Genomic DNA, 24,340 nt, shown 5'->3' with positions numbered 1-24,340 from the left:
TACTACGCAACCTTATACTTTTATAATAGGTTTGGGTACAAATAATACCTGTTGCAAATTACAAGTTTTAGATGGCATCACCAATAAGCAAACACCTGCACACCGGCCGGCACGGTGAAAGCCTGGCGCAGCAATATCTGCAAGAGCAGGGGTATATGTTGCTTGAAACAAACTATAGATATAAACGCGCCGAGATTGATATCATCGCCAGAAAAGGTGAGCTATTGGTATTTGCTGAAGTTAAGACTAGAGCCTCCGATGTATTTGGTTACCCGGAAGAAGCAGTTGACGCACGAAAGGAAAAAATGCTGTTAGATGCAGCTGAGGCGTATATTCTGGCTATAGATTGGCAGCAGGAAATCCGGTTTGATATTATTTCGGTAACGCTGACTTCGCCACCAACTATAGTTCATTTCGAAGATGCCTTTTATTAGCGCTGCGCCGAACGCCTGTCGAATTTATCTTTCTCAAATACAAGCTTGCCGTGGCGGTCGTACTCTTTCATTAAAACGGGCTCTGCAACGGGCTCATACGCCGACTCCGGATACTGATATTCGTAATGGCGGCGGTTCCTGAAATCGTAGTGCTTTATCCAGGTGCCTACTTTACGACCCTTGTCATAGTTGCCCATCCATTCCAACTGCCCGTTCTCATAAAAGCGATAATAAGTACCCTGTACTTCGCCGTAAGCATAAGGGATGATCTCCTTTATTTTTTCAGGATTGCCATCGTAGTAGGTGATGGCCGCGTCACGTAAAAAGCCTTTATCGTAATGCGATTTGTCTGTTAATAACCCATTACGGTTATACTTTTCCCAGCGCAGGTGCTTAGTTCCGATATAGAAGTAGCCCTCTTCTATTACCACATCACCATAGCTCTTCTTGTATGGCCCATGCAGCAGCTTATATTTAGCCGGGTCTATCTCGCCACGCACTTTACCTATTCGCTTTTTGCGCACATCATATACATACTTCTCCTGCGCATAGGCATGTGGTTCTTTATACTCAGGTAAATAGCTAAATAACTCCAGCGTTTCGCGGTCTCCCTGGCCAGTGCGTGTAAAGCCTTTCTTCACTTTCTGACCCAGAAAATACCGGCTGCGCTTCTTTTTCTTCTTTTTTTCGTTTTTCTCTACTTCATCCTTTACCAGTGAAGTACTGAGATCAGGCTGAGTAGTATCGGCAGATGCTAGGGCAGAAGAATCTGTTTTACCGGCACCCTTCTGCATCGCCTGATTCAGGTTATAGTCGCTGTTCCATTTAGGCTCGCCACAGCCAACTAAGGTTAGCAACAGAACTGCCACCAAACTATAACCTATATGCGATGTGTGCTTAAACATTAATTTTTGAATGCCTGATTATGTGAATGAGTGGCTTTTTATTAGTTGATTGTTAAATTGTTGATTGTCTGAATCAGGATTTTCAGGATGAAAGGATTAACAGGATTCAGGATCTCACTCCCCCTCATCAAAGAATCAACCATTTAACAATCTAACAATTAAACCTATAGTTACACTATAGTTGTAACGTAAAGATGAACATATTTTATATATCCATCAACTCGCCTATAACTATAGCTGTGGCCTGTAAGTTTCAAGAAAAACAAAAAGGCGGCACCTGTGGCACCGCCTTTAAACTGTAGGTATATTACTAATCGTTCACTATTCTTTATCAATCAGTTCGAAGCTGCGTTTTACGAAACTAGTAAGAGCGGCACCTGACAGCATGTTCTGAGACAAGAGCGCTAAGTCAAACGCTTGGCGGGCAATGCGGCCTCTGTTATCTTCTTTGGCATTCAGCACGCGCTGGTTCAGGCTGTGGTTGGCGTTTATAGTTACGTTGTATGTGTCCGGCATATCACCCATAAACATCATACCGCCACCACCGGTCTTGCTCATATCCTTCATACGGCGCATAAACTCTGGCAGGGTTATCACCACCGGCGCATCGTCTGGAGAAAGTGGCGCCACCTCTACCATCATGTTCTTGTTGTCGATGGCTTTTTCGTAGATCTCCTTCAGGCTGTCTTTTTCCTTGTCGTTCAGTACGCTGTCTTTGGCTTCGTCTTTCTCGATCAGCTTGTTTATAGTTTCAGAGTCAACGCGCTTCAGTGTAGTTTTCTCCAGCTTCTGCTCCAGCATGCCTATAAAGTGGCTATCGATGATAGAATCCAGCTTCAGTACATCGTAGCTACGGCTCTGGGCAGCTTCTACAAACGCATGTTGCTTGTCGGCATCCGTAGTATACAGCAGCACCAGGTTACCATTCTTGTCGGTTTGGTTGGCCTGTGTAAGTGCTTTATACTCTTCTATAGTATAGTATTTATTATCAATGCTCTGCAGCAGCACAAAATCCTTCGCTTTTTCATAGAACTTGTCGTCGCTCAGCATGCCGTATTTTACGAACACGTTGATATCGTCCCAGTTCTTCTCAAATGTCTCACGATCTTTACGGAAGATCTCTGCCAGTTTATCAGCTACTTTTTTAGTAATGTACGTGTTAATCTTCTTCACACTGGAATCAGCCTGCAGGAACGAGCGGCTTACGTTCAGCGGAATGTCCGGCGAGTCGATCACACCGTGCAGCAGCATCAGGAACTCAGGCACTACGTCTTTTACCTCATCGGTAATAAACACCTGGCGCGAGTATAGTTGTATTTTGTTACGTTGTATCTCAAAGTCGTTCTTTAGCTTAGGGAAGTACAGAATACCTGTCAGGTTAAACGGATAGTCTACGTTCAGGTGAATCCAGAACAATGGTGCTTCCGAGAATGGGTATAGCTCTTTGTAGAAGTTTTTATAGTCTTCTTCTGTCAGCTCAGAAGGCTGCTTTGCCCAGATCGGGTTCGGGTTGTTAATCGTTTCGCCTTCGAACTCAACGGCAACCGGTAAGAATTTGCAATACTTGTTCAGGATCGTTCTGATGCGGGCAGCTTCTAAAAACTCTTCCGAATCCTGAGCTACGTGCAGGATCACATTGGTACCGCGAGTGTCTTTGTTAGCAGAAGTGATCTCAAACTCGGTGCTCCCATCGCAGGTCCAACGCGCAGCTTCTGTTCCTTCCTGGTATGATTTGGTAACGATCTCCACGCGCTCGGCCACCATAAAGGCAGAGTAGAAGCCAAGACCGAACTGGCCGATAATCTGGTTCTTGTCGCCGCCTGTTTCCTTGTAACGCTCCACAAACTCCGACGCACCCGAAAAAGCGATCTGGTTGATGTACTTCTTGATCTCTTCAGCCGTCATACCAATACCGTTATCCGAAATGGTGATGGTTTTGGCATCCTTATCAACAGCTACTGTTACTTTCAGTTCGCCCAGTTCGCCTTTATACTCGCCTATAGAAGCCAGGCGCTTGATCTTTTGCGACGCATCTACAGCGTTACTCACCAGCTCGCGCAGGAAAATCTCGTGATCAGAGTATAAAAACTTCTTGATGATCGGGAAAATGTTCTCGGTGTGGATCGAGATACTACCTCTTTCTTCCATGTCTATAGTTTGCTATATCTAAAGTTGATTTACTTCTGCCGGGCTGGGTTCAAAATGCGTTCCATAGTACACAACTGTGACAGGTTGTCAGCGAACAGGCAGAACAGGTACATAAACAGGTTATAGTTGTGATATTTCTGACAGATTAAACCTTACGTCCGTAAACGAGTCGAAAAGGCCTGAACAAAATTTGCTATAAGGCAGATATTCTTATATTTGTAAATAACCCATTATAGTTGTGTACCGCATAAGCCACTATATCGCCATTTTGCTACTGCTGCTCTTTACCAGAGTAATGGTACCTGATGCGCTTATACTGGAGCTACATGCCCATACGCATACTGTTCACGCCGAGCATACCGATACGCATAAAGCCCATGTTGGCCAGAAGCACACGCACTGCCCTGTAGAAGATCTTTTCGACGCCTCTTTCCAGGGAACAGCTGTACACCTGGAAGTGCTGCAGCCATCTTACAGCAGTGTATATAAAATTACCAGCCCAAGCACACCGCACAACAAGCAGCCTGCTCATTTCCTGCAGCGGGGCCCTCCTGTAGTATAAACACATTATTCTGCCATTAATGTATGCCTGCCGCCGCTGGCACACATGCCTTTTCAACATTATGGATGCATTGCCAAGGGGTAAACTATAGCCCTGCTGTGCATTCAACTATTATTTCATATTTTTGATAATCGTGTTTATAGATAAAAATCTGCAGAAACTGCTACTGCTGCCCTTCCTCCTGTTTGTGCAGCCGTTAGTCGCCCAGCAAATGCTACAGCCGGAACTAAGACCGGAAGTGAAGCAGGACTGTGGGCTTACCATTTCAGGTAAGGTGCTGGACCACGACACACGCACCGCTTTGCCGGGCGCAACCATATATATACCGCAGCTAGACCGCGCTGCCATTGCCGATGCGTATGGCAATTACCACTTTCACCACTTGTGCCAGGGCAACTATACTTTAAAAGTTAGCTTTATCGGGTATACAACCGAAACCTATAGTTTACGGATTACCACCTCTACTGTAAGAGACCTGCAACTGCATTCCGATGCCGCCATGCTGCGCTCTATTGAAGTAGTTAGTACTAAAATTATTGCAGAATCTCAGTCTACAGAAGTTTTAAAAGGACGACAGCTACAGCAAACCGAAGGACTTGCTTTGGGCAGGGCACTGGAGAAACTTCCGGGCGTAAGCTCGCTGCAAACAGGGCCTAATGTATCTAAACCGGTTATTCATGGGCTTTCTGGTAGCAGGGTGCTGATTTTAAATAACGGCGTGCGCCACGAGGCACAGCAATGGGGCGACGAACATGCCCCTGAAATTGATGCCCTGGCTGCTACTGAGCTAAAGGTAGTGAAAGGCGCTGCCGGTGTGCGGTACGGCTCTGATGCAATTGCAGGAACGATACTGGTTAACCCAAGCCCCATGCCTGATACTGTAGGCGTAAGCGGCAACGTAAGCCTGATCGGAAACACCAATGGCCGCATGGGAACTATAGCCGGCATGGTGCAGGGCAAACTGCAACATTTGCCAATCAGCTGGAGACTGAATAGCTCTATAAAAAAAGCAGGCGACTCGCATACCCCGGACTATATCCTGAAGAATACCGGCTTTGAGGAGCAGAACCTGTCTGCCGCCGTGGCTTACAACAGGGAAAAATTCGGCGCAGAAGCTTACTATAGTTTATTTCACAGTAAGACTGGTATACTTACATCAGCACACGTTGGTGCCCGCGACGACCTTTTGAATGCAATTGAACGCGGCCGCCCTGAGGAAACCGGCAGTTTCAGTTATAATATAGACCGCCCTTACCAGGATGTAAGCCACCATTTGCTTAAATTAAAAGGCTATTATACGACAGGCGACCTCGGCAAGCTTTTGTTTACGTACGCTTTTCAGCAGAATGCCCGTGAAGAGTTTGATAAGGATGCACCGCGCCACGCTCCTGAAGCACCGGAACTGCACCTGGACCTGATTACGCATACTACAGAACTGGTTTGGGAACACGAGCTGCCTTCGGCAGTGTCAGGTAGCTTAGGTGTAAGCACCATCTGGCAGAACAACACATACGAAGGCCGCCAGTTTATACCGTTTTACAAGAACTTTACAGCCGGCGTATTTGCTGAAGAGAAGTGGCGTAGCGGTAACCTGCAACTGGAAGCCGGCGCACGCTACGACTTTAAAGACCTGCGTGTAAAGAATCTGGACCGTTACAATACCCTCAGCAAGCCTACTTACAAATTCCATAACCTCTCGGGAAGCGTAGGAGCTTTGCTAGATGTTGGATACCATTTCACGTTTGGCACCAATTTGAGCTATGCATCCAGGGCGCCACACCCTAACGAGCTATTTGCTGACGGTATACATCATGGCACGGCGTCTTTCGAGCGTGGCGATCCTGATCTTACTTCTGAGCATGCATTAAACCTAAGCGCTACATTAAACTACCATACCAACCCGCGGCTTAATGGTGGCATCAGCCTGTTTTATAACAACATCTACAACTATATTTACCTGCAGCCGGCCCGCGAACCGATGCTAACTATAAAAGGAAACTATCTGGCTTACTTTTATAAACAAACAGACGCTCGTTTTTATGGTGCCGACCTGTATCTGACGTATGATTTAACCAGCCAGCTACACCTCAATACGAAAGCAGCCATTGTAAAAGCGCTGAACACTGAAACCGAAAATACAGAAAACAGTAAATACCTGCCAGGCATTCCGGCAGACCGTATCAGCGCAGACCTGCAGTACGATTTTAATGACCATACCAACTCCGGGTTATCAGACAGCTTTGTATCGGTGGGAGGACTGATGGTGGCAAGACAAAGCCGCTCCGACAGCTTTACAGACCCGAACATGCCAGCTCCGGAAGGATACTTCCTGCTGAACGCTGAAGCCGGAACAACATTGAAAATTGGGCGTCAGCCAGTGATATTGAGCGTGAGTGGTAACAATTTGCTAAACACTGTGTACCGCGATTATCAGAATAGAATGCGTTATTTTGCAGCAGAAACTGCCAGAATGTTACTGATTCGTATTAACTTACCGCTGGTTCTAAAACAAGCATCTTAAAATATAAGTATCATTTAATTTATTTCACCGTAATTGAGTATCATCTAAACATTAAACCATTACCTATGAAGAAGTTTTTGAGACCATATCTTGCCTTTTTGATGATGGGTTCACTGATTGTAACAACAACTAGCTGCGGCGACGACGACGATCCGACTCCAACATCTGACAAGGAGTTGATCACAACTGTTAAGCTGATCCTGGAGCCTGAAAAAGGTAATCTGGTACAGGCAACTATAAAAGACATGGATGGTGTAGGTGGTGCTGCTCCTGTAAAAGAGACCCTTGTTTTAAAACCAAACACAGTTTACACTGGCGAAACCCTGTTACTGAACGAGCAGGAAAACCCGGCTGTGGAAATCCATACCGAGATCCTGGATGAAGCGGATGATCACCAGATCTTCTACACTCCGAGCAGCGGCCTTAACCTGACTGTTGCAGCTACTGACAAAGACTCTCAGAACCGCCCTGTTGGTTTAGCTACTACTTTTACAACTGGTGCTGCCAGCACAGGCACGCTTAAAGTTGTATTAAAGCACCAAAAAGGCACTAAAGCTGCTGCCCCTGGCAATGCTAATGCCGGCGAAACAGATATCGAAGTTACTTTCGACGTGATTGTTCAGCAATAATCTGAACTACCTATAAAACAGAAAAGGCGCCTAGTTAAGGCGCCTTTTCTGTTTTATAGGTTATAGTTGGGCAGAATCTAAGAACTGCAACTATAGCATAACAGAATCTGCTGCTGTAACTATAGTTGCTGGACTTTGGAAGAATTGAAAAAATAGAAAAACGTACGCACAACACAGCACAGGCATTATGTTCAGCTGCCGTTTCACCCACTGCCTGTCCGAGTCCGTTAACCCATCAACAATTTCTCCACAACTTTAGCAACGCGGTTTTCCCTGGTTTCCGGGCGTTTGGCTTCCAGCACAGAAATTACGTGCTCTTTACGGTGAGTGAAGGCCAGGTTTGCGAAGCGCTCTGTTAGATCGGCTTGCTCCAAAGCCTGTTGCAGATCAGCAGGCACTGTAACGGTTTTAGTGGTTCTATCTATGCCCGGGTAATCTGCCCCCATTTTAGACGGTTCCTTTCGCTCTTGTTTATGTCTGAACCGCAGCGAAGACCAGGTATCATCTATAGCTACCAGGCGCACACCCTCGTATCCAAGGGCTGCTATAGTTTCCCAGCCATAGTCGCGGGTTATATCAGATTTAACGGCAGATGATTTTTTAGGATAAGCTATCCACAACAGTCCGTCCGGTTTAAGCGCCGCAGCAGCCTGGGGAGCCAGCACATCGAGTTCTGCCTTAGTGGTAACAAAAACCTGCACGGCATCAAAAGCAGCTACTTGGGTAGTAGTGTCAGCAGCTGTTAGGGTGGCACACTCGTGCGCAAACAGGTGTTGCAACTCTGCCGGCGCGTTCAAAAGCAATAAGTTGTGAGCTGGTTTTAGCTGTAGTTTCTGACCAATCGATGCCATAGCTTATAGTTGTTTCCGTCTTCAAAATCCAGCCCTAAACTAAAGCTTAATCTACAAAAAGCATAACGGTAGCGGATATAAACTATAGTTTTGGTTTTTTCAACAACCCATTGCACTTTACGAACCCACCCCTTATATTTAGTAGCAACTATACTCCTGAAGCTATGTCTGTTACATCGCCTGCTCCCGCCAAACATTACCTGATGAATGCTGCCGTTATTGTAGCTGCCCTGGGCTATTTCGTGGACATTTACGACTTGGTACTGTTCAGTATTGTGCGCATACCCAGCCTGCAGGACCTGGGCGTAACAAGTCAGGCAATGTTACTGGAACAGGGCGTGCTATTACTGAATATGCAGATGGCCGGTATGCTGCTGGGTGGCATTGGCTGGGGTATTTTGGGCGATAAGCGCGGTAGGTTATCCGTATTGTTCGGCTCTATCTTTCTGTACTCTATAGCCAACATCCTGAATGGTTTTGTTACCGATATAAGCACTTATGCTGTTCTGCGGTTCATAGCTGGCGTGGGCTTGGCAGGTGAGTTAGGTGCCGGTATTACACTTGTGTCGGAGGTGTTGCCGAAAGAGAAGCGCGGTTATGGCACAATGGTAGTAGCAACTATAGGCATATCCGGGGCGATACTGGCTGGCGTGATTGGCGAATACTTTGGCTGGCGCACAGCTTATTTTATTGGCGGCGGCTTAGGCATGCTGCTTTTGTTTCTGCGGGTGGGCATATACGAGTCTGGGATGTTTAAGAATCTGAAGGAGACACATGTTACACGTGGAAACTTCCTGAGCCTGTTTACGAATGTCCGGCGCTTTACAAAATATCTTAAATGCATTCTGATCGGTGTGCCGATCTGGTACGTTGTTGGTATTCTGATCACTTTCTCACCGGAGTTCGGGCAGGTACTTAATGTTGACGGAACTGTTTCGGCAGCGAGGGCTGTATCTTTCTGTTACCTGGGGCTGGTTTTCGGAGATTTTGCCAGCGGCTACCTGAGCCAGCAGTTCCGGAGCAGGCGCAACGTTGTGCTGGCATTTATGCTGTTACTGGCAGTTATTGTGGGCATTTACCTGATCAGCGAAAACATCTCACTGAACGGCTTTTATATCTTATGTGTGGCACTTGGTTTTGCGAGTGGGTACTGGGCTGTGTTTGTAACTATAGCTGCAGAGCAGTTTGGCACCAACATTAGGGCAACTGTTACCACTACGGTACCTAACTTTGTGCGTGGGGCTGTAGTGCCGCTTACCCTGGCCTTTACTGTATTAAAAGACGGCATCGGCCTGGTGCCCGGCGCGCTGGTACTGGCTGTTGTTTCTGTTTTAGTTGCAGTTTATGCAATTGCAACGTTAGAGGAAACCTACGGCAAAGACCTGGACTACATGGAGCAACTATAGCTTTCGTTATATTTAAAACCTATCAATTAAAGCAACCACAACTTACTACTTACCAAAGTTTTACAAATCAAACTATAGTTTTAAACCACATTTTCAGTACAACTAAATAAGCGCTTGCCAAGTATAGATTTATAGTACTCATTGTAAAGTTATACCTGGTTATGAAGAAGCATCTTATATCCAGAATCTCGGATATATCTTCTTTACTCCTGCTGGCTTTTGTGCTTTATACATCGCAACCCCAGGAGCCACAGAAGCAGATGCGTACTGTACCACCCAGCCCTCCACCTGCCCCTGTAACACTGGCTGCCCTAACTGTACCAACCGATGAAGCTTATTTTGACCTGATAGTGGAAACATCAGAGTGCCTGGGCGAAAAACTTTGGATAGGCGGTAAAATCGAATGCCTGACCACACTCGATAGCCATGGAAGAAAGCCGGCTTTGCGTAAGTTTGCCGTAAAAGACCTGACCGCAACTGGCCTTAGTACTTACAACAGCTATAAACTCCGAAACAACTATGGCACTTTAAAAGCAATTGGCGATAAGAATGGGCGCGTATTTTTGCAGCTGCAGGAGGGGCCGATGCAACTACAGCCCACAACCGGCGAAGCACCTATTACAGTTTCGTATGAGCGCACACTCCCGGAGGCTATTTACCACGATACAGACGGCAACTGGATATGCAAATAAAGCAGCGAAACTATAGTTTATAGTTTAATTGGTGTCACCGTCATCATAGTTACTGTCATCCTCTTCCTCATCAAAACCTAAGTTTTTCATGCGTTGGTTGCCTTCTTCCAGCACGCGTTTAAGTTCGGGGTTCTCTTCTATGCGTTTGCCTATTTCGGGGTCGAACATAATGGTAAAGATGGCTTTGAGATAGGGTTTGCTTTCGGCTCGTTTTCCAAAGGCTTCTTTCTCTGCTTCCGACATACCTTTTATCCAGCGCTCCAGTTCAGGCTTTATCTTTTCCATGCCGGCTATCATTTCATCGTTCAGTTTGTTCACCATGGCAATGGTTTTCTTGTCGTCTTTCTCGGCAAAAGCAGCTTTTAAACCATTGGCGTAGTTTTCCATAATCTTATGATACTTCGCCTCAACAGGGTTCTCATTTGCTGCAACTATAGTTTGGGGCACAGGCGTTACCACTGTGGCAAATGAAGGCAGGCTAAAACCCAAACCGGCCAGCAGCAAACCGGCTACAAACACTTTTTTCATACCTTTATTAAGTTTTTATATAAACTATACGCGAACAAGGAATTTTTGTAGTTATCTGAAGGGTAGTATAGTTTTATGAGGCAAGGCACTGCCCCAGCTGCACAATTTTAGCGGCAGCTTTAATAACCAGTACCTATTTAGTACTTTTGAGTATGATATTGTATAACGTAACCGTAAGTATAGATAATACTGTGGCCGCAGACTGGCTGCAGTGGATGCAGGAAGTGCACATCCCGGAAGTGATGCAGACCGGCTTTTTTCTGGGGAACCAGATCTGCCGTGTTGTTGAAACAGAAGACACAGGCGGCACCACTTATGCTGTTCAGTACACCTGCCGCAACGTAGAAGACCTGATGGAGTATCAGCGGGACCATTCGCCGGCACTGCAGCAAAAGCTGCATGAGCGCTATGCGGGCCAGTATGCTTCTTTCAGAACGATGCTGGAAGTAGTTGGTGTAAACGTAGAGCGTAAAGAACAGGAATAAGCTCAATTAAACCAAAACAAAAGCCTTCGCTATACCCGGAAACAGGTATAGCGAAGGCTTTTGTTTAATGATCTGATCAGGCAGTATAATCCATTATCTGTTGTTCGGTCATGGTGCAGTTTAGCCATTCGCCGTCCAGCTCGGCTCCTATTTTTTTGTAGAAAGCGATAGCTGGCTCGTTCCACTCCAGCACCTGCCACCTGAAGCGTTTGGCATTTACACGTTTGGCTTCGGCGGCCACGGCATCAAATAGTTTTTTCCCGATTCCACTACGGCGCAGGCGCTCCGTCACGATCAGGTCTTCGAGGTAAAGCATTTTGCCTTTCCAGGTAGAGTAGCCCATGTAGTATAGTGCAATACCAACTATACCATCCTCTGTTGATTCAGCCACAAAGAATTCGAAGATCGGGCGCTCACCAAATCCATCCCAATGCATGTCTTCCAGGGTGTTGGTTACTTCCTGAGGCGCTTTTTCATATGCTGCCAGCTCGTGTATCAGCTGCAGCACCTGCGGCAGATCATCTAAAGTCCCTTTTCGTATCTGTATCACGTTTATTGTTAATTGTTTATTGCTGATTGTTAAATTGTTAATCTCCTAGTGAGAAAGACGCAACGTATTGCCTCTCTACATTCTTAACTTTCTAACTTCCAAACTTTCTAACCTTCTAACTTCTTTAACTCCCAAACAGTCTTCGCTTGTACCAGTTCTTTACCGGTTTGCTGGCTGCTGAGTTTGTGCAAAACTATAGTTTCTGTGTCTCCTGTGCCAGCTTCTGAAATTACGGTATCTCCTAACAGGCTTTCGGCTTTGTAAATAACGTCCAGCTCCTGCAGCTGCTGCTCCAGCACTTCGGTTGGCAGCGTATAGAGTATCCATTGCAGGTAGCGGGTGTTGGTAACATGGCGGTTCAGGTCGATGTCGTGCCAGCGTACGGGCATTTGCTCTCTAAACTGCGGTTCCTGTAGTTGCGGCAGCTTCCCTTTGGCAAAAGACAGCGGCTCCTGGTTAGGCACTACCTCAATTTCAGATATGAAATCCGGCACCGATACCAACTGGCGCTTCACTACATCCATCACCAGCCATACACTAGTTGCCTGTCCCAGCAATTCGTTCTCCAAACTATAGATCCTGAAATCGCGGTGCAGAAAAACACGTTCGCGGCCCGATGCCCAGGTTTCCACAACTATAGTTTCGCCGTGTTTGGGATAACGGAACATCTCTACACGCATGCGCTGCAGCACCCACGTTAGCCCACGCTCCAGTAATTCGTACATCGAGATGCCCATGCTGCGCGTGTTCTCCCAGGCAGCTTCCTGCATGTAACTTACCAGCGCCGGCATTGTAGCGTTGCCCTGGTAATCTATCTCGCTGGAACGAGCTATAAACTGACTTCTGCCGGGGTACGATTTCATAGCTTCCGGTGGTTTGGTGGTGTGCAAATGTACGGAAGATTTAAACTTTATGACTTAGGCAACAGGCCAACTATACAAACAAAAGAGCACAACCGTTACCAGTTGTGCTCTTTTATAGTTGCTTAAACTATAGTTTACATCATAGCACCGAGTCCGGCACCGATAGACATGAATATGATGGCTAACCCATAAAAGCCGATGATAACTATAGTTAAAATGCCCATAAACTTGAAGAGTGATTTCAGGTTTCTGAAGGACTCCGTTACCAGTTCCTCATTCTGCATTCTTAACCCATCTTGCATCTTATCCGAGAACCTGTACAGGTACAGCACCGGGAAGAAATAAAGTGCTGCAAACAGCAGGTAAAAGAATGTAAAAAAGGCACCTCCGGCTGCACCGCCACCAAACTGCGACATGGCCGTGCCGAATGTGGCACCAGCAAAAACACCCACTAATACCATAAATCCGACACCTACAAACCCAACTATAGCCAGGAATTTACCCCACTTAGCGGTGTTTTTCAGGAAATCTTCCGATGCCAGGTTAAGGTTAAGGCCCTGCGGGGCTGGTGAATCTGCGTAAAGATCTGCTTCCATAAATTAAATGTTGTTTAGTTGTTAAAGTTATACCTCTTTAAATATAAGGAATATCCTATGCCTCAACACCATAACACAGCATAAAAAAACCGCGCTACCTGTGGCAGATAGCGCGGCTAAAGCAGAAAGGTATCTTTTTGCCTGTTTATTTATTCTGAGCTTCGCCTTCGTAAGGGTTTACGCCCATGTTCTTGTAAATGAATGAGTACGTATCAGCCCACTCCTGAATTACCAGTGATGTTGGCTTACCAGCACCGTGGCCTGCACGCACATCTACTCTAATTAAGTACGGATTACCCGGAGCACCTTTGTCCTGTAGCTCAGAAATGAACTTGAACGAGTGCGCAGGCACTACACGGTCGTCGTGGTCTGCGGTTTTAACCATGGTAGCAGGGTATTTCACACCTTCCTTGATGTTATGCAGCGGCGAGAATTTGTACAGGTTCTCGAACTGAGCCGCATCATCTGATGAACCATACTCCGGAACCCACGCCCAACCAATGGTAAACTTATGGAAGCGCAGCATATCCATCACACCTACCGCAGGCAGGACAACTTTCGCCAGCTCAGGGCGCTGTGTCATAAAGGCACCAACCAGCAAACCACCATTAGAACCACCAGCCACAGCCAGTCTTTCTGACGATGTATACTTGTTACTAATCAGGTACTCGGCAGCAGCTATAAAGTCATCGAATACGTTTTGCTTGTTAGGCGTCATGCCGGCTTTGTGCCAGTCTTCGCCGTACTCGCCACCACCGCGCAGGTTTGGCATGGCATACACGCCACCGTTCTCCAGCCACAGCATATTGGCAATGCTAAAACCAGGCGTCATCGAGATGTTAAAGCCACCGTAAGCGTACAGGTAAGTTGGGTTTGTGCCATCCAGTTTCAGGCCTTTTTTGTGCACGATAAACATCGGCACTTTGGTACCGTCTTTCGAAGTATAGAACACCTGCTTGGTTTCGTAAGCGTCGGTATCTACGTTCACTTCGGTTTTGCGGAACAGCGTTACTTTGTTGCTTGGCACATCGTAGCGGTAAATAGTTGGCGGATACGTGAAAGACGTAAACGTAAAGAAGGTCTCTTTCTCTTTCTGGTCGCCGGCAAAACCGCTAACGGTACCCAGTGTTGGCAGCTCTACTGTGTTCAGTTGCTTACCGTTCTGGTCGTAAACTATAACCTGGCTGGTAGCATCTTTCATGTAAGTAGCTATAATGCGCCCACCTACCGTAGATACGCCCTGCATCACGTTATCCGACTGCGGAACTATAGTTTTCCAGTTAGCTTCCTGTGGTTTTTTCGGATCAATAAGCACCAGGCGGTAGCGCGGTGCATTTTTGTTGGTTTGCACCAGCAACTTATCACCAAAGTTATCGATCACATTGTACTCGCTCTCGAAGTTGTCAACTATAGGTTTTATAGTTGATTTCGGATCCGTCAGGTCTTTGTAGTACAGCGCGTTGGCTCCGCTGGCACCTTCCGATCCGTTCAGAATCAGGAAGCGTTCATCGTCTGTGGTCTGGCCGTAGAAGTTGCGCAGGGCATGTGCTTTGTCTTCGTAGATTAGCTTATCCTGGCTTTGCGGCGTGCCAATTTTGTGGTAGTATACTTTGTGGTACTCGTTCTTATTGGCCAGTTTGTTGCCTTCAGTTGGGGCATCGTAGCGGCTATAAAAGAAGCCATCTTTGTACCAGCTCGGGCCTGAGAATTTCACCCACTCTAGTTTATCGTCCAGCATTTTACCGGTAGCCGCGTCCATTACCTGGTAGGTGTTCCAGTCAGAGCCGCCGCTTGAGGTACCCACTGCCACATATTTGCCATCTTTAGAGAAGGCAAAAGCTGTAAGTGCTACTGTTCCGTCTGAAGATAACTTGTTTGGATCGAAGAATACTTTTGGCTCAGACTCCAGTGTTTCCTGCACATACAATACGCTCTGGTTCTGCAAGCCATCGTTTTTATAGAAGTAATATTTACCAGCCTTTTTAAAAGGGGCACCATATTTCGGGTAATTCCAGATCTCCGTCAGGCGGTTTTTGATGTTGTCCCTGAAGTCGATATCACCCAGGTACTCCTGTGTTACTTCGTTCTGCGCTTTTATCCATTGGTCAACTTCATCATTGTGCGTTTCCAGCCAGCGGTAAGGGTCAGCTACCTGTTTGCCGTGGTAGTTGTCAACGTGGTCTACTTTTTTAGTTTCAGGGTAAGTTAAGGCCGCTTCAGTAGTTACTGCAGCTTCCGTAGTAGTTTCGGTATTCACAGGTGTGGTTTCGGTTTGCGATGATTTACATGCCGACACAGCCGTCAGGCCGCCCGCCAGTAATAATACAGTTGTCTTTTTCATAAGAATCTTTTGCCTGTATGGTTATAATTTGAATAATCGTATTGGTTTACAAGTTACAAAAAAATAGCCATACGATGGCTCACGCAACACCTGCTTATACGTCAGCGGACGGTTCAGTTGCTGCTAAAAAATTTACTGCCCCCTAACCTGTACAGGTAAAGCTTCCGGTGCTTACATTTGCCAGCTTTTTTTATAAACAAAGCGTAAAGAGGAAACTTAAACCTATACTATATGACAATACACAAGCAGGAAGAAGAAAAACTGCTGGAGAAATTCGAGCATATCGCCGACCAGTTATCAGATAATGGATATGCTATAGTTGACAATTTCCTGGACCCGAACGAAGTACACAGCCTCCTCGGCGTGCTCACTCACCACAAGGAACTCGGCACCTTTAAAAAAGCCGGAATTGGCACCTCCAATCAGTTTACAGTAGACAAGCAGGTACGCGGCGATTATATCCGCTGGATAGAACCAACTGAAACGCTCCCACCCACACAAGCATTTCTCGACCACATGGACGAAATAATGCTCTACCTGAACCGCACCTGTTTTCTGGGCCTGAAAGACTACGAGTTCCATTTTACATTATACCCACCCGGAACTGTTTATCAACGCCACGTAGACCAGTTCAAAGAAAACGACCACCGACGCCTCTCCTTTATCTGCTACTTAAACGAAAACTGGCTGCCAGCACATGGCGGTGAACTGCGCTTATACTTACCGCAACCCGACGGTTCCGAAAAACAAGTTGACATACTACCAATTGCCGGCCGCCTGGCCTGCTTCCGCGCTGACCTGATCCCACACGAGGTACTTGCTGCCACCCGCCCCCGCTACAGCCTTACCGGCTGGATGCTAGACCAACTTAACGACCTTACCTTTCTGTAGCAACTGCTATAGTTTACCTCCACTCTTTTATTTTCTGCTGATCTCAGATCGGCTTCCCGCCATAAGTATAGTTATGGCTATAGTATAATACTATAGCGCCTGCACCAACAATATTGGAGGTTCTGCTTTATAGCTGACAGACAATTAACTATAGTTCCTGCAAGGCATTATCAGGCATTTATATTAACATTTATGAATATTATGGGTTACCTTTAAAACGATGGTTTCATAAATTCGTACTGATAACGCCTTGCAGGCACAACTATAACGTATACCAAATACCTAACTTAAACTTATGAAAAGACTATTATTTTATCTGATCGGATTTGTAGTTCTGGCTTCGCAGTCGTCGTGCGGATATAACGACATGGTGGCTAAAGACGAGAACGTAGAGGCCGCCTGGGCCAACGTGCAGAACGCCTACCAACGCCGTGCCGACCTGATCCCGAACTTAGTGAATACAGTAAAGGGAGCAGCCAACTTTGAGCAGGAAACACTTACTAGGGTAATTGAGGCGCGCGCCAAAGCTACCAGCGTAAACATCAGCCCGGACAACCTGACACCAGAAAACATCCAACGCTTTCAGCAGGCGCAGGGCGAACTATCCGGCGCACTTAGCCGCCTTCTTGTTTCTGTAGAAAGATACCCGGAACTGAAAGCCAACCAGAACTTCCTGGAACTACAGGCACAGCTGGAAGGCACCGAAAACCGCATTGCAGTAGAGCGTCGCAAGTTTAACGAGACTGTGCAGGACTATAACTCTTATATCCGCTCGTTCCCGCGTAACATCATAGCCGGCTGGTTCGATTTTGAAAAGAAAGGCTATTTTGAAGCGGACGCAGGCTCACAGCAAGCCCCAACGGTACAATTCTAAATTGTTTAATGGTTGAATTGCTTAATTGTTATTTTCTATTTTGATGATAAACAATTTAACAATCCAACAATTTAACCATACAAGCCATGCCTAAAGACCTTATAACTCCTGAAGATGAACAGGTTATAGTTGCAGCCATTCAGGAGGCCGAGCTGAACACGTCTGGCGAGATACGCGTGCACATAGAGAACAACTGCAGCACCGATGTACTGGACCGTGCTACCGAAGTTTTTGCCGAGCTGCATATGCACCTTACCAAACAGCGCAACGGTGTGTTGTTTTATGTTGCTATTAAAGATCATCAGTTTGCCGTGATCGGTGATGCCGGTATAAATGCCATTGTGCCCGATCATTTCTGGGAAGACATTACCGCGGAAGTCATCAAACACTTTAAGCAGGACCATTATGCCACCGGCCTGGCTAATGGCATCCGTATGGCCGGCCAGCAACTGAAATCGCACTTCCCTTACAACAAACAAGGAGACGTTAACGAACTGAAAGACGATGTCTCGTTCGGAGATTAGATAACTATGCCCAGACACATTATACTCTTCCTGTACCTTTGCTGGCTTCCGATTTTTGCGTTTGCCCAGAACAGCGATTTTCCGCCGAGGCCTAACCCACCGCGCCTGGTTAACGACCTGGCCAACATCCTGACACGGGAAGAGGTTGCTGACCTGGAACAGAAACTGGTAAACTATAACGATACCACCTCCACGCAGATCGCTATCGTTACCATCCCTTCCATCGGTGATTATGATGCCAACCAGTATGCTGCTGAGCTGGGTGAGCGCTGGGGTGTAGGCTCTGCCAAGTTCGATAATGGTGTGGTAATTCTGGTAGCCATGGAGCAGCGTAAGGTTGCCATCCAGACGGGCTACGGCATGGAACACATTATTCCGGACGCCATTGCAAAACGCATTACCGAATACACGCTAAAGCCAAATTTTCAGCAGGGCGAGTTTTATAAAGGCCTCAACGAGGCTACTTCTTTCATCATCAGCGTAGCCAGCGGCGAGTACCAGGCCGACCCACAGGCATCCGGGGAGGGTGGAGGTCCATCCATTATGTTCATCATCATTATCGCGTTGCTGATTTTGTTTATACTCTCCAGGTTCGGTAAAGGTGGTGGAGGCGGACGTGGCGGCAGAGGCTATTCCCGCACGTTTGGCGGCCCGATCTTTATACCTGGCGGCTTCGGCACATTCCGTACCGGCGGCGGTATTTTTGGTGGTGGCGGTGGAGGCGGAGGCTTCGGCGGTTTCGGAGGAGGTTCCTTCGGTGGAGGCGGTGCCAGCAGCAGTTGGTAATACAGCCCTTCGGGCAATTATGAATTAGAAATTATGAATGATGAATGGGAGATGAGGCTTTGGCTTCATCTCCTTTTTTGTTTGGACCTGGATTTGCAGGATTTGCAGGATCGGGACTTTGCTATAGTTCTAAGCTTCTCATTTTAACCTGCTTCTCCCAAGAAGGGCTATATTCTATAGTTGGCGTTTGTCATCCCCCTTCCCCCTCCGAAGGGGGACTTTTCTGCCTTTGCTATAGTTTGAGGTACAGTTCTATAGTTGCGGTTTCAACACCCCTATAGTCCCCTCAAGGGGACAGTCTTCGCTTTTACTTTTTCACCAGCTATAGTTGTCTCTAGTTTCAAATCACAAACAGGCAGGCCCAGCCTGCCCCTAGAGAACTACACCCACGAGAAAAGCTACAGAACTATAGCAGATCAAATCAAACTATAGATGAGCTATCGAAGGATTACAGTCTTTGGGTTGAGCGCCTTGTAGATTTCTGGTGGCGTAGCCATTGCGAGGGACGAGCAAAAGAAAGGTACACCGCGCGATGCCCGAAGACGGGGCCCCGCGGCCGTGAGCGCACCAAAGCAACTATAAAACGATAGGCTAGTAGAGCTCCCGGGATTTGAGGTAACTATGAAAGGAACTGCTTGTTTCAAGTTGCAACTATAGTTAGCTATGGAAGAATAGCTTCAACTATAGTTGGCGATAGATTTCTCACGAAGTTCGAAATGACAATGATGAAATTATAGGACATATAAGATGTCTCGGCGAACGCTCGACATGACGAAAAAAGGATGCTGATACACGACCAGCATCCTTTTAGTAACATATAGCAACTATAGTTTTAAGCTTCCGCTTCTACTTCTTTCTTCTCAGCTTTATAAAGCAACGTAGAGCAGTTATTCGGGCTCAGCACCTGTTTCGAACAACGCTGGATATCAACAGGGGTTACGGCCTGTATCTTTTCGCCCTCGGTGTTTACAAAATTGGCATCGCCTAAAAGTTTGCCATAAGCCAGGTTCATGGCACGGTTCAGCAGCTCTATTTCGGAGAAGACTAAGCTGGTTTCGGCCTGGTTCTTTACTTTGTTCAGCTCTTCTTCGTCTACCAAAGTATCCATCAGCTCCTGGTTTATTTTTTCGATGGCAGCATTGGCTTCCTGCAGGTCTACGCCCTCGTTCAGTTTTCCCTGAATAATCAGCAGCCCCGGTTCTATGCTACCAGTTACAGATGCCGAAATGGAGTTAAACAGTTTCTGCTCTTTAACCAGTTGCTCATACAACCTGCTCGACTTACCACGGCCCAGAATATCGCTGATCAGGTCTATTGCATAATAATCTTCGTGGGTGCGGTGCGGCATGTGGTAGGCTTTGTAAATGGCGCTAAGTGGTACATCGGCACTCGTTTCCAGTACACGGGGCTCATTTTGCGCCGGTTCATTTGGGATGTGGCGGGTGTACTTCTCGCCGGCAGGTATCGGGCCGAACCATTTCTCGGTTAGCTCTTTGGCTTGCTCGAAGGTAATGTTCCCTGCCACTACCAATATCGCATTGCTTGGCGAGTAATGCTTCCTATGGAAGGCTTTTACAATGTCCATCGTGGCATCTTCTATATGCGCGATCTCCTTGCCTATAGTTGCCCATTTGTACGGGTGGTTTTTGTATGCCAGCGGACGCAGCTTCAGCCACACATCGCCGTAGGGTTGGTTCAGGTAGTTCTGCTTAAATTCTTCTACCACCACTTTGCGTTGTACTTCCAGGCCATGTTCGCTAAAAGCCAGGTCCATCATGCGGTCCGACTCCAGCCAGAAGCCCGTTTCGATGTTCTGTGCCGGCACAGTCAGATAATAGTTGGTGATATCGGGGCTGGTAAAGGCGTTGTTCTCGCCGCCTACACGCTGCAAGGGCTCATCGTAAACCGGAATGTTCACCGATCCGCTAAACATCAGGTGCTCAAACAAATGTGCAAAACCAGTGTGTTCTTCCACTTCGTCGCGCGAGCCCACATCATACAACACATTCAGTACCGCCATCGGCGAGGTATGGTCTTCGTGCACGATCACGCGCAACCCGTTATCTAAGGTAAATTCTTTAAACTGTATCATGTTTATTTTAAGACATAAGATTGAAAGACAAAGGATAAAAAACTTCTAAGGTTATACTATAGTTGAGCGTGCCGGTTTTGGCTTTAGGTAGTATAAGTCCTTTGTCTTTTGTCAAATAGTCCTTTGTCAAAAGTATAAGACAAAAGTATAAATTAGCTACTATATTTTGTCTCTAAAGCTAATATACTAACTTGCCTACCTGTAACAAGGTTTTCCTTTTTTAAGATGAATTATAACCGCAAAGACTACTCCGACGACGAACTGATCTCTCTTTATAGAGCTATCCTGAAGCCGCGCATGATTGAAGAACGCATGCTGGTACTGCTGCGCCAGGGCAAGGTAAGCAAATGGTTTTCCGGCATTGGCCAGGAAGCAATAAGTGTAGGATCAGCCATGGCGCTGGAGCAGGACGAATATATACTGCCACTGCACCGTAACCTGGGCGTATTTACCAGCCGCAATGTGCCGTTGGATAGACTATTCGCACAGTTTCAGGGCAAGAAAACCGGTTTCACTAAAGGCCGCGACCGCTCGTTCCACTTTGGGTCTAATGAGCACCATATAGTTGGTATGATTTCGCACCTTGGGCCACAACTGGCTGTAGCCGATGGTATAGCTCTGGCTGATCTGCTGGATAAGAAAGAGAAAGTAACGCTGGTATATAGTGGCGATGGCGGTGCATCGGAAGGCGATTTCCATGAAGCGCTGAATGTGGCGGCTGTGTGGGGCCTGCCAGTTATTTTCATGATCGAGAACAACGGTTATGGTTTGTCTACGCCAAGCAACGAGCAGTTTAAGTTTAAGCAGTTTATAGATAAAGGACCGGCCTATGGCATGGATGCCCTGCAGATAGATGGCAACAACCTACTAGAAGTTTACCACACGGTACGTCAGACAGCGGCCAGCATGCGCAAAAACCCGCGCCCGGTTTTAATTGAGGCTATGACCTTTAGAATGCGCGGCCACGAAGAAGCCAGCGGTACCAAGTATGTCCCGCAGGAGCTGTTCGAGAAGTGGGCGAAAAAAGATCCGGTGGAGAACTATGAGAAGTTTTTGCTGGATGAACTGGTACTGACGCCGAAGGCTGTAGAAACGATACGCGATGAAATAAAAGCCGAAATTGAAGCCGGCCTACAAACCGCTTTTGCCACTCCAATGCCTGTTGCCGATAAGCAGGAAGAAATTGCGGATATGTACAAACCGTATGTGCAGCAGCCAGTGGCGCCAGCCTCAGGAGCTAAAACCGAAAAACGCTTTGTAGATGCTATTTCGGATGGCTTGCGCCAGAGCATGGAGCGCTACCCGGAACTGGTGCTGATGGGCCAGGACATAGCCGAATATGGTGGTGTGTTTAAAGTAACAGAAGGTTTTGTAGAGAAATTTGGCAAAGAGCGTGTGCGTAATACCCCATTGTGTGAGTCGGCCATACTTGGTATTGGCCTGGGCATGTCGGTGAAGGGCAAGAAGAGCATGGTAGAGATGCAGTTTGCTGACTTTGTGAGCGTAGGCTTTAACCAGATCGTAAACAATTTAGCCAAGAGTCATTACCGTTGGGGCCAGCACGCCGATGTGGTAGTGCGTATGCCAACAGGTGCCGGTACTGCCGCAGGGCCATTCCACTCGCAAAGCAACGAAGCCTGGTTCTTCCACACCCCTGGTTTAAAGATCGTTTATCCGTCGTCTCCGTATGATGCTAAAGGACTTTTGAATGCCGCGATCGAGGACCCGAACCCGGTAATGTATTTCGAGCACAAGCTGTTGTATCGTTCTATCTCACAGGAGATTCCGGATGATTACTATACCGTAGAGATTGGCAAGGCAAAGACAGTAGCGGAAGGCGAAGATTTGTCCATCATAACATACGGTATGGGCGTGCACTGGGCTAAGCAACTGCAGCAGGAAATGCCTGGCACCAGTATCGAGATACTAGATTTACGCTCACTGTTGCCGTGGGATAAAGAAGCCGTAAGAAATACGGTAGCCAAGACCGGACGCGTTATTATACTGCACGAAGACACCCTGACCGGTGGTATAGGCGGCGAAATTGCAGCCTGGATTGCCGAGAACTGCTTCGAACACCTGGATGGTCCTGTTGCCCGTGTGGCCAGCTTAGATACGGCCATACCGTTTGCGCCGCCACTGGAAGCAGAGTTCCTGCCAAAACAGCGCCTGCGCGAAAAGGTGGAAGCCATACTTGCGTACTAAACTATAGATCTTACATAAAGCTATGCCACGTAACCGCCTGCTGTACGCTTTCCCTGTCTGTTTTGCATTGCTGGTTTTTACCGGATGCGGCAAAAAAGGTATACCCTGCCCATCGCCTACCGGCAAAAGTGTAAAAGTACAGGCAAAGGGTGCAGCAGGACTGGAAGCGATTAAAGTACCAACCGATAAAAACGGCCGGGTACATAAGCGAAAGCGGTTCGTGCTTTTCTAAACTATAGCTGCCTTAACGATACGCATTAACCAACCTACCTATGAAACAACTTTCTACTTTACTGATCATTTGCCTGGTGCTGGTGCTATTGCCGGAAAGAGTTTCCGCACAAACGAGAGCTACTACCGACGGAAAACATAAAAAAGAACAGAAGCGCTTTTTAAGAGAAGCCCGTAATACAGAGTCTACCTACAAGGAAACCCACCTGAACACGGGTAGCTTCACATTCAGGAAAGGCGAAGCTGCACGAAAACGGGCTAAAAAGCGTGACGAGCGCCTGCAATATAAGTTTGATGAGACAGGAAAGCCACTTAAAAAGAAGCAACTCTTTAAGAAGAAAGCAACCAGAAAGCAGGCAGGCAGGTAAAATAGCATAATACCAAACTATAGCAAACAACATGAACTGGCACCCTCTAAATAACACAGAACAGTTAGATCTGGTACTGGAAGAATCGAAGCACACCCCGGTCGTTATCTTTAAGCATAGCACCCGTTGTTCTATAAGTTCAACGGCCAAAAGCAGGCTGGAGCGCCAGTGGGATGGGAAAGGTCTGGACCACGTAAAACCGTATTACCTGGACCTGATAGCCTACCGACCGGTTTCGAACGAAGTGGCTGATGTGTTGGATGTGCAGCATGAGTCGCCGCAGTTATTGCTGGTGCAGGATGGGGTCTGCACTTACAATGCATCTCATATGAGTATCAGCGTTGATGAACTGAAGAAAAAAGTTGCTGCTGCCAACGCGTAGCAGCAACTTTTTACGTTTAATCACTTAGTATATAAAGCTTACCGTTTGTTTGATTTCCGGATGAAGGCTTAGTGCAACCGGGCAGGTACGTGCAGCATTTTCCAGCATTGCTTTCTCTTTTGCAGTATAGTCGTTGGCAGGCATTTTAAAAGTGAGAACCACTTCGGCTATACGGCGAGGTTCGGCAGCCATAATTTTAGTGGTCTCGATCTCCATGCCTTCAATGGCAATGTTGTTGCGGCTTGCCACAATACCCATGATGGTCATCATGCAGCTGCCAAGTGCGGCGCAAACCAGGTCTGATGGCGAAAATGCTTCGCCGCGACCGTTGTTGTCGAGGGGTGCATCGGTTATAACATTGTTGCCTGAAGCCAGGTGCTGGGCGGTGGTGCGAAGTTCGCCTAAGTATTTACTTTGAATAGTAGCCATAAACTATAAAATTTGAATAGAAACGTGAATTTAGCTACTTTTAAACA

At 47.0% G+C, this 24,340-nt stretch carries 25 protein-coding genes; 15 read left to right on the top strand and 10 right to left on the bottom strand.

Going from position 1 to position 24,340, the window contains the following annotated elements; translation table 11 throughout:
* The first annotated feature begins 71 nt into the window (after positions 1-71).
* Positions 72-434, top strand: a complete 363-nt coding sequence (locus GXP69_RS02435; RefSeq protein WP_163911928.1) for a YraN family protein — start codon at positions 72-74, stop codon at positions 432-434.
* Here GXP69_RS02435 and GXP69_RS02430 read toward each other — a convergent pair.
* Both GXP69_RS02430 and htpG read right to left on the bottom strand, forming a co-directional pair.
* Entirely contained in the window at positions 431-1,339 is a 909-nt protein-coding gene (locus GXP69_RS02430) for a toxin-antitoxin system YwqK family antitoxin (RefSeq protein WP_163911925.1), read from the bottom strand. The two genes, GXP69_RS02435 and GXP69_RS02430, sit on opposite strands and share 4 nt — an antisense overlap.
* Before the next feature lie 321 nt (positions 1,340-1,660).
* Positions 1,661-3,487, bottom strand: a complete 1,827-nt coding sequence (gene htpG, locus GXP69_RS02425) for a molecular chaperone HtpG (RefSeq protein WP_163911923.1) — start codon at positions 3,485-3,487, stop codon at positions 1,661-1,663.
* Between the two features lie 238 nt (positions 3,488-3,725).
* Between htpG and GXP69_RS02420 the strand changes: the two genes are divergently transcribed.
* The 3 genes from GXP69_RS02420 (at position 3,726) to GXP69_RS02410 (ending at position 7,199) form a co-directional block, all read left to right on the top strand.
* A complete protein-coding gene (locus GXP69_RS02420; RefSeq protein ID WP_163911920.1) occupies positions 3,726-4,049 on the top strand; it encodes a hypothetical protein in 324 nt (107 codons plus the stop codon).
* A gap of 133 nt (positions 4,050-4,182) precedes the next feature.
* The gene (locus tag GXP69_RS02415; RefSeq protein ID WP_317164561.1) at positions 4,183-6,570 is read left to right on the top strand and encodes a TonB-dependent receptor; all 2,388 of its coding nucleotides are present in this window, start codon (positions 4,183-4,185) and stop codon (positions 6,568-6,570) included.
* 65 nt (positions 6,571-6,635) lie between these two features.
* The gene (locus GXP69_RS02410) at positions 6,636-7,199 is read left to right on the top strand and encodes a hypothetical protein (protein ID WP_163911914.1); all 564 of its coding nucleotides are present in this window, start codon (positions 6,636-6,638) and stop codon (positions 7,197-7,199) included.
* 227 nt (positions 7,200-7,426) lie between these two features.
* On the opposite strand, the gene GXP69_RS02405 is transcribed toward GXP69_RS02410, so the two are convergent.
* On the bottom strand, positions 7,427-8,050 hold the full coding sequence (locus tag GXP69_RS02405) for a YdeI/OmpD-associated family protein (RefSeq protein ID WP_163911911.1): 624 nt from the start codon (positions 8,048-8,050) through the stop codon (positions 7,427-7,429).
* A gap of 164 nt (positions 8,051-8,214) precedes the next feature.
* On the opposite strand from GXP69_RS02405, the gene GXP69_RS02400 reads away from it, so the two are divergent.
* Both GXP69_RS02400 and GXP69_RS02395 read left to right on the top strand, forming a co-directional pair.
* Positions 8,215-9,456, top strand: coding sequence for an MFS transporter (locus GXP69_RS02400; protein WP_163911908.1), 1,242 nt, complete (start codon positions 8,215-8,217; stop codon positions 9,454-9,456).
* Positions 9,457-9,617: 161 nt separating this feature from the next.
* Entirely contained in the window at positions 9,618-10,148 is a 531-nt protein-coding gene (locus GXP69_RS02395; protein ID WP_163911905.1) for a hypothetical protein, read from the top strand.
* Between the two features lie 24 nt (positions 10,149-10,172).
* Here GXP69_RS02395 and GXP69_RS02390 read toward each other — a convergent pair whose 3' ends face one another.
* Complete coding sequence (locus GXP69_RS02390; protein WP_163911904.1) at positions 10,173-10,676, bottom strand: hypothetical protein; 504 nt, start codon at positions 10,674-10,676, stop codon at positions 10,173-10,175.
* 152 nt (positions 10,677-10,828) lie between these two features.
* Between GXP69_RS02390 and GXP69_RS02385 the strand changes: the two genes are divergently transcribed.
* The gene (locus GXP69_RS02385) at positions 10,829-11,161 is read left to right on the top strand and encodes a DUF4286 family protein (RefSeq protein WP_163911901.1); all 333 of its coding nucleotides are present in this window, start codon (positions 10,829-10,831) and stop codon (positions 11,159-11,161) included.
* 76 nt (positions 11,162-11,237) lie between these two features.
* On the opposite strand, the gene GXP69_RS02380 is transcribed toward GXP69_RS02385, so the two are convergent.
* The 4 genes from GXP69_RS02380 to GXP69_RS02365 form a co-directional block, all read right to left on the bottom strand.
* Positions 11,238-11,711, bottom strand: a complete 474-nt coding sequence (locus GXP69_RS02380) for a GNAT family N-acetyltransferase (RefSeq protein WP_163911898.1) — start codon at positions 11,709-11,711, stop codon at positions 11,238-11,240.
* Between the two features lie 107 nt (positions 11,712-11,818).
* Positions 11,819-12,574: an acyl-[acyl-carrier-protein] thioesterase gene (locus tag GXP69_RS02375; RefSeq protein ID WP_163911896.1), complete on the bottom strand. Its 756-nt coding sequence runs from the start codon at positions 12,572-12,574 to the stop codon at positions 11,819-11,821.
* A 134-nt stretch (positions 12,575-12,708) separates the two neighbouring features.
* Positions 12,709-13,170, bottom strand: coding sequence for a DUF5362 family protein (locus GXP69_RS02370; RefSeq protein WP_163911893.1), 462 nt, complete (start codon positions 13,168-13,170; stop codon positions 12,709-12,711).
* Positions 13,171-13,315: 145 nt separating this feature from the next.
* On the bottom strand, positions 13,316-15,511 hold the full coding sequence (locus GXP69_RS02365) for a prolyl oligopeptidase family serine peptidase (RefSeq protein WP_163911890.1): 2,196 nt from the start codon (positions 15,509-15,511) through the stop codon (positions 13,316-13,318).
* A 231-nt stretch (positions 15,512-15,742) separates the two neighbouring features.
* Here GXP69_RS02365 and GXP69_RS02360 point away from each other — a divergent pair, with 231 nt between their 5' ends.
* The 4 genes from GXP69_RS02360 to GXP69_RS02345 all read left to right on the top strand — a co-directional run bounded on the left by GXP69_RS02360 (position 15,743) and on the right by GXP69_RS02345 (position 18,586).
* Complete coding sequence (locus tag GXP69_RS02360) at positions 15,743-16,402, top strand: 2OG-Fe(II) oxygenase (RefSeq protein ID WP_163911887.1); 660 nt, start codon at positions 15,743-15,745, stop codon at positions 16,400-16,402.
* Between the two features lie 295 nt (positions 16,403-16,697).
* Complete coding sequence (locus GXP69_RS02355) at positions 16,698-17,276, top strand: LemA family protein (protein WP_163911884.1); 579 nt, start codon at positions 16,698-16,700, stop codon at positions 17,274-17,276.
* 86 nt (positions 17,277-17,362) lie between these two features.
* Positions 17,363-17,800, top strand: coding sequence for a TPM domain-containing protein (locus tag GXP69_RS02350; protein WP_163911882.1), 438 nt, complete (start codon positions 17,363-17,365; stop codon positions 17,798-17,800).
* Positions 17,801-17,806: 6 nt separating this feature from the next.
* The gene (locus tag GXP69_RS02345) at positions 17,807-18,586 is read left to right on the top strand and encodes a TPM domain-containing protein (RefSeq protein WP_163911879.1); all 780 of its coding nucleotides are present in this window, start codon (positions 17,807-17,809) and stop codon (positions 18,584-18,586) included.
* An 832-nt stretch (positions 18,587-19,418) separates the two neighbouring features.
* Here GXP69_RS02345 and GXP69_RS02340 read toward each other — a convergent pair.
* A complete protein-coding gene (locus GXP69_RS02340) occupies positions 19,419-20,678 on the bottom strand; it encodes a M16 family metallopeptidase (RefSeq protein WP_163911876.1) in 1,260 nt (419 codons plus the stop codon).
* Between the two features lie 225 nt (positions 20,679-20,903).
* On the opposite strand from GXP69_RS02340, the gene GXP69_RS02335 reads away from it, so the two are divergent.
* Genes GXP69_RS02335 through ytxJ form a run of 4 tightly spaced genes read left to right on the top strand, consistent with a single transcriptional unit; the run spans position 20,904 to position 23,864 of the window.
* Entirely contained in the window at positions 20,904-22,883 is a 1,980-nt protein-coding gene (locus tag GXP69_RS02335; RefSeq protein ID WP_163911873.1) for an alpha-ketoacid dehydrogenase subunit alpha/beta, read from the top strand.
* 22 nt (positions 22,884-22,905) lie between these two features.
* Positions 22,906-23,115: a hypothetical protein gene (locus tag GXP69_RS02330; RefSeq protein ID WP_163911870.1), complete on the top strand. Its 210-nt coding sequence runs from the start codon at positions 22,906-22,908 to the stop codon at positions 23,113-23,115.
* Between the two features lie 40 nt (positions 23,116-23,155).
* Positions 23,156-23,482 carry a hypothetical protein gene (locus GXP69_RS02325; protein ID WP_163911867.1) on the top strand — a complete coding sequence of 109 codons (327 nt, stop codon included), beginning with the start codon at positions 23,156-23,158 and terminating at the stop codon, positions 23,480-23,482.
* Positions 23,483-23,513: 31 nt separating this feature from the next.
* Positions 23,514-23,864 carry a bacillithiol system redox-active protein YtxJ gene (gene ytxJ / locus GXP69_RS02320; RefSeq protein ID WP_163911865.1) on the top strand — a complete coding sequence of 117 codons (351 nt, stop codon included), beginning with the start codon at positions 23,514-23,516 and terminating at the stop codon, positions 23,862-23,864.
* 24 nt (positions 23,865-23,888) lie between these two features.
* Here ytxJ and GXP69_RS02315 read toward each other — a convergent pair whose 3' ends face one another.
* The gene (locus tag GXP69_RS02315; protein WP_163911861.1) at positions 23,889-24,293 is read right to left on the bottom strand and encodes an OsmC family protein; all 405 of its coding nucleotides are present in this window, start codon (positions 24,291-24,293) and stop codon (positions 23,889-23,891) included.
* Positions 24,294-24,340: the final 47 nt, after the last annotated feature.

Source organism: Pontibacter burrus, from assembly GCF_010686685.1.
In the GTDB taxonomy this organism is placed as follows: Bacteria; Bacteroidota; Bacteroidia; order Cytophagales; family Hymenobacteraceae; genus Pontibacter; species Pontibacter burrus.
Note: the sequence above shows the minus strand (reverse complement) of the source record. Positions and strands in the feature narration are given on the sequence as shown.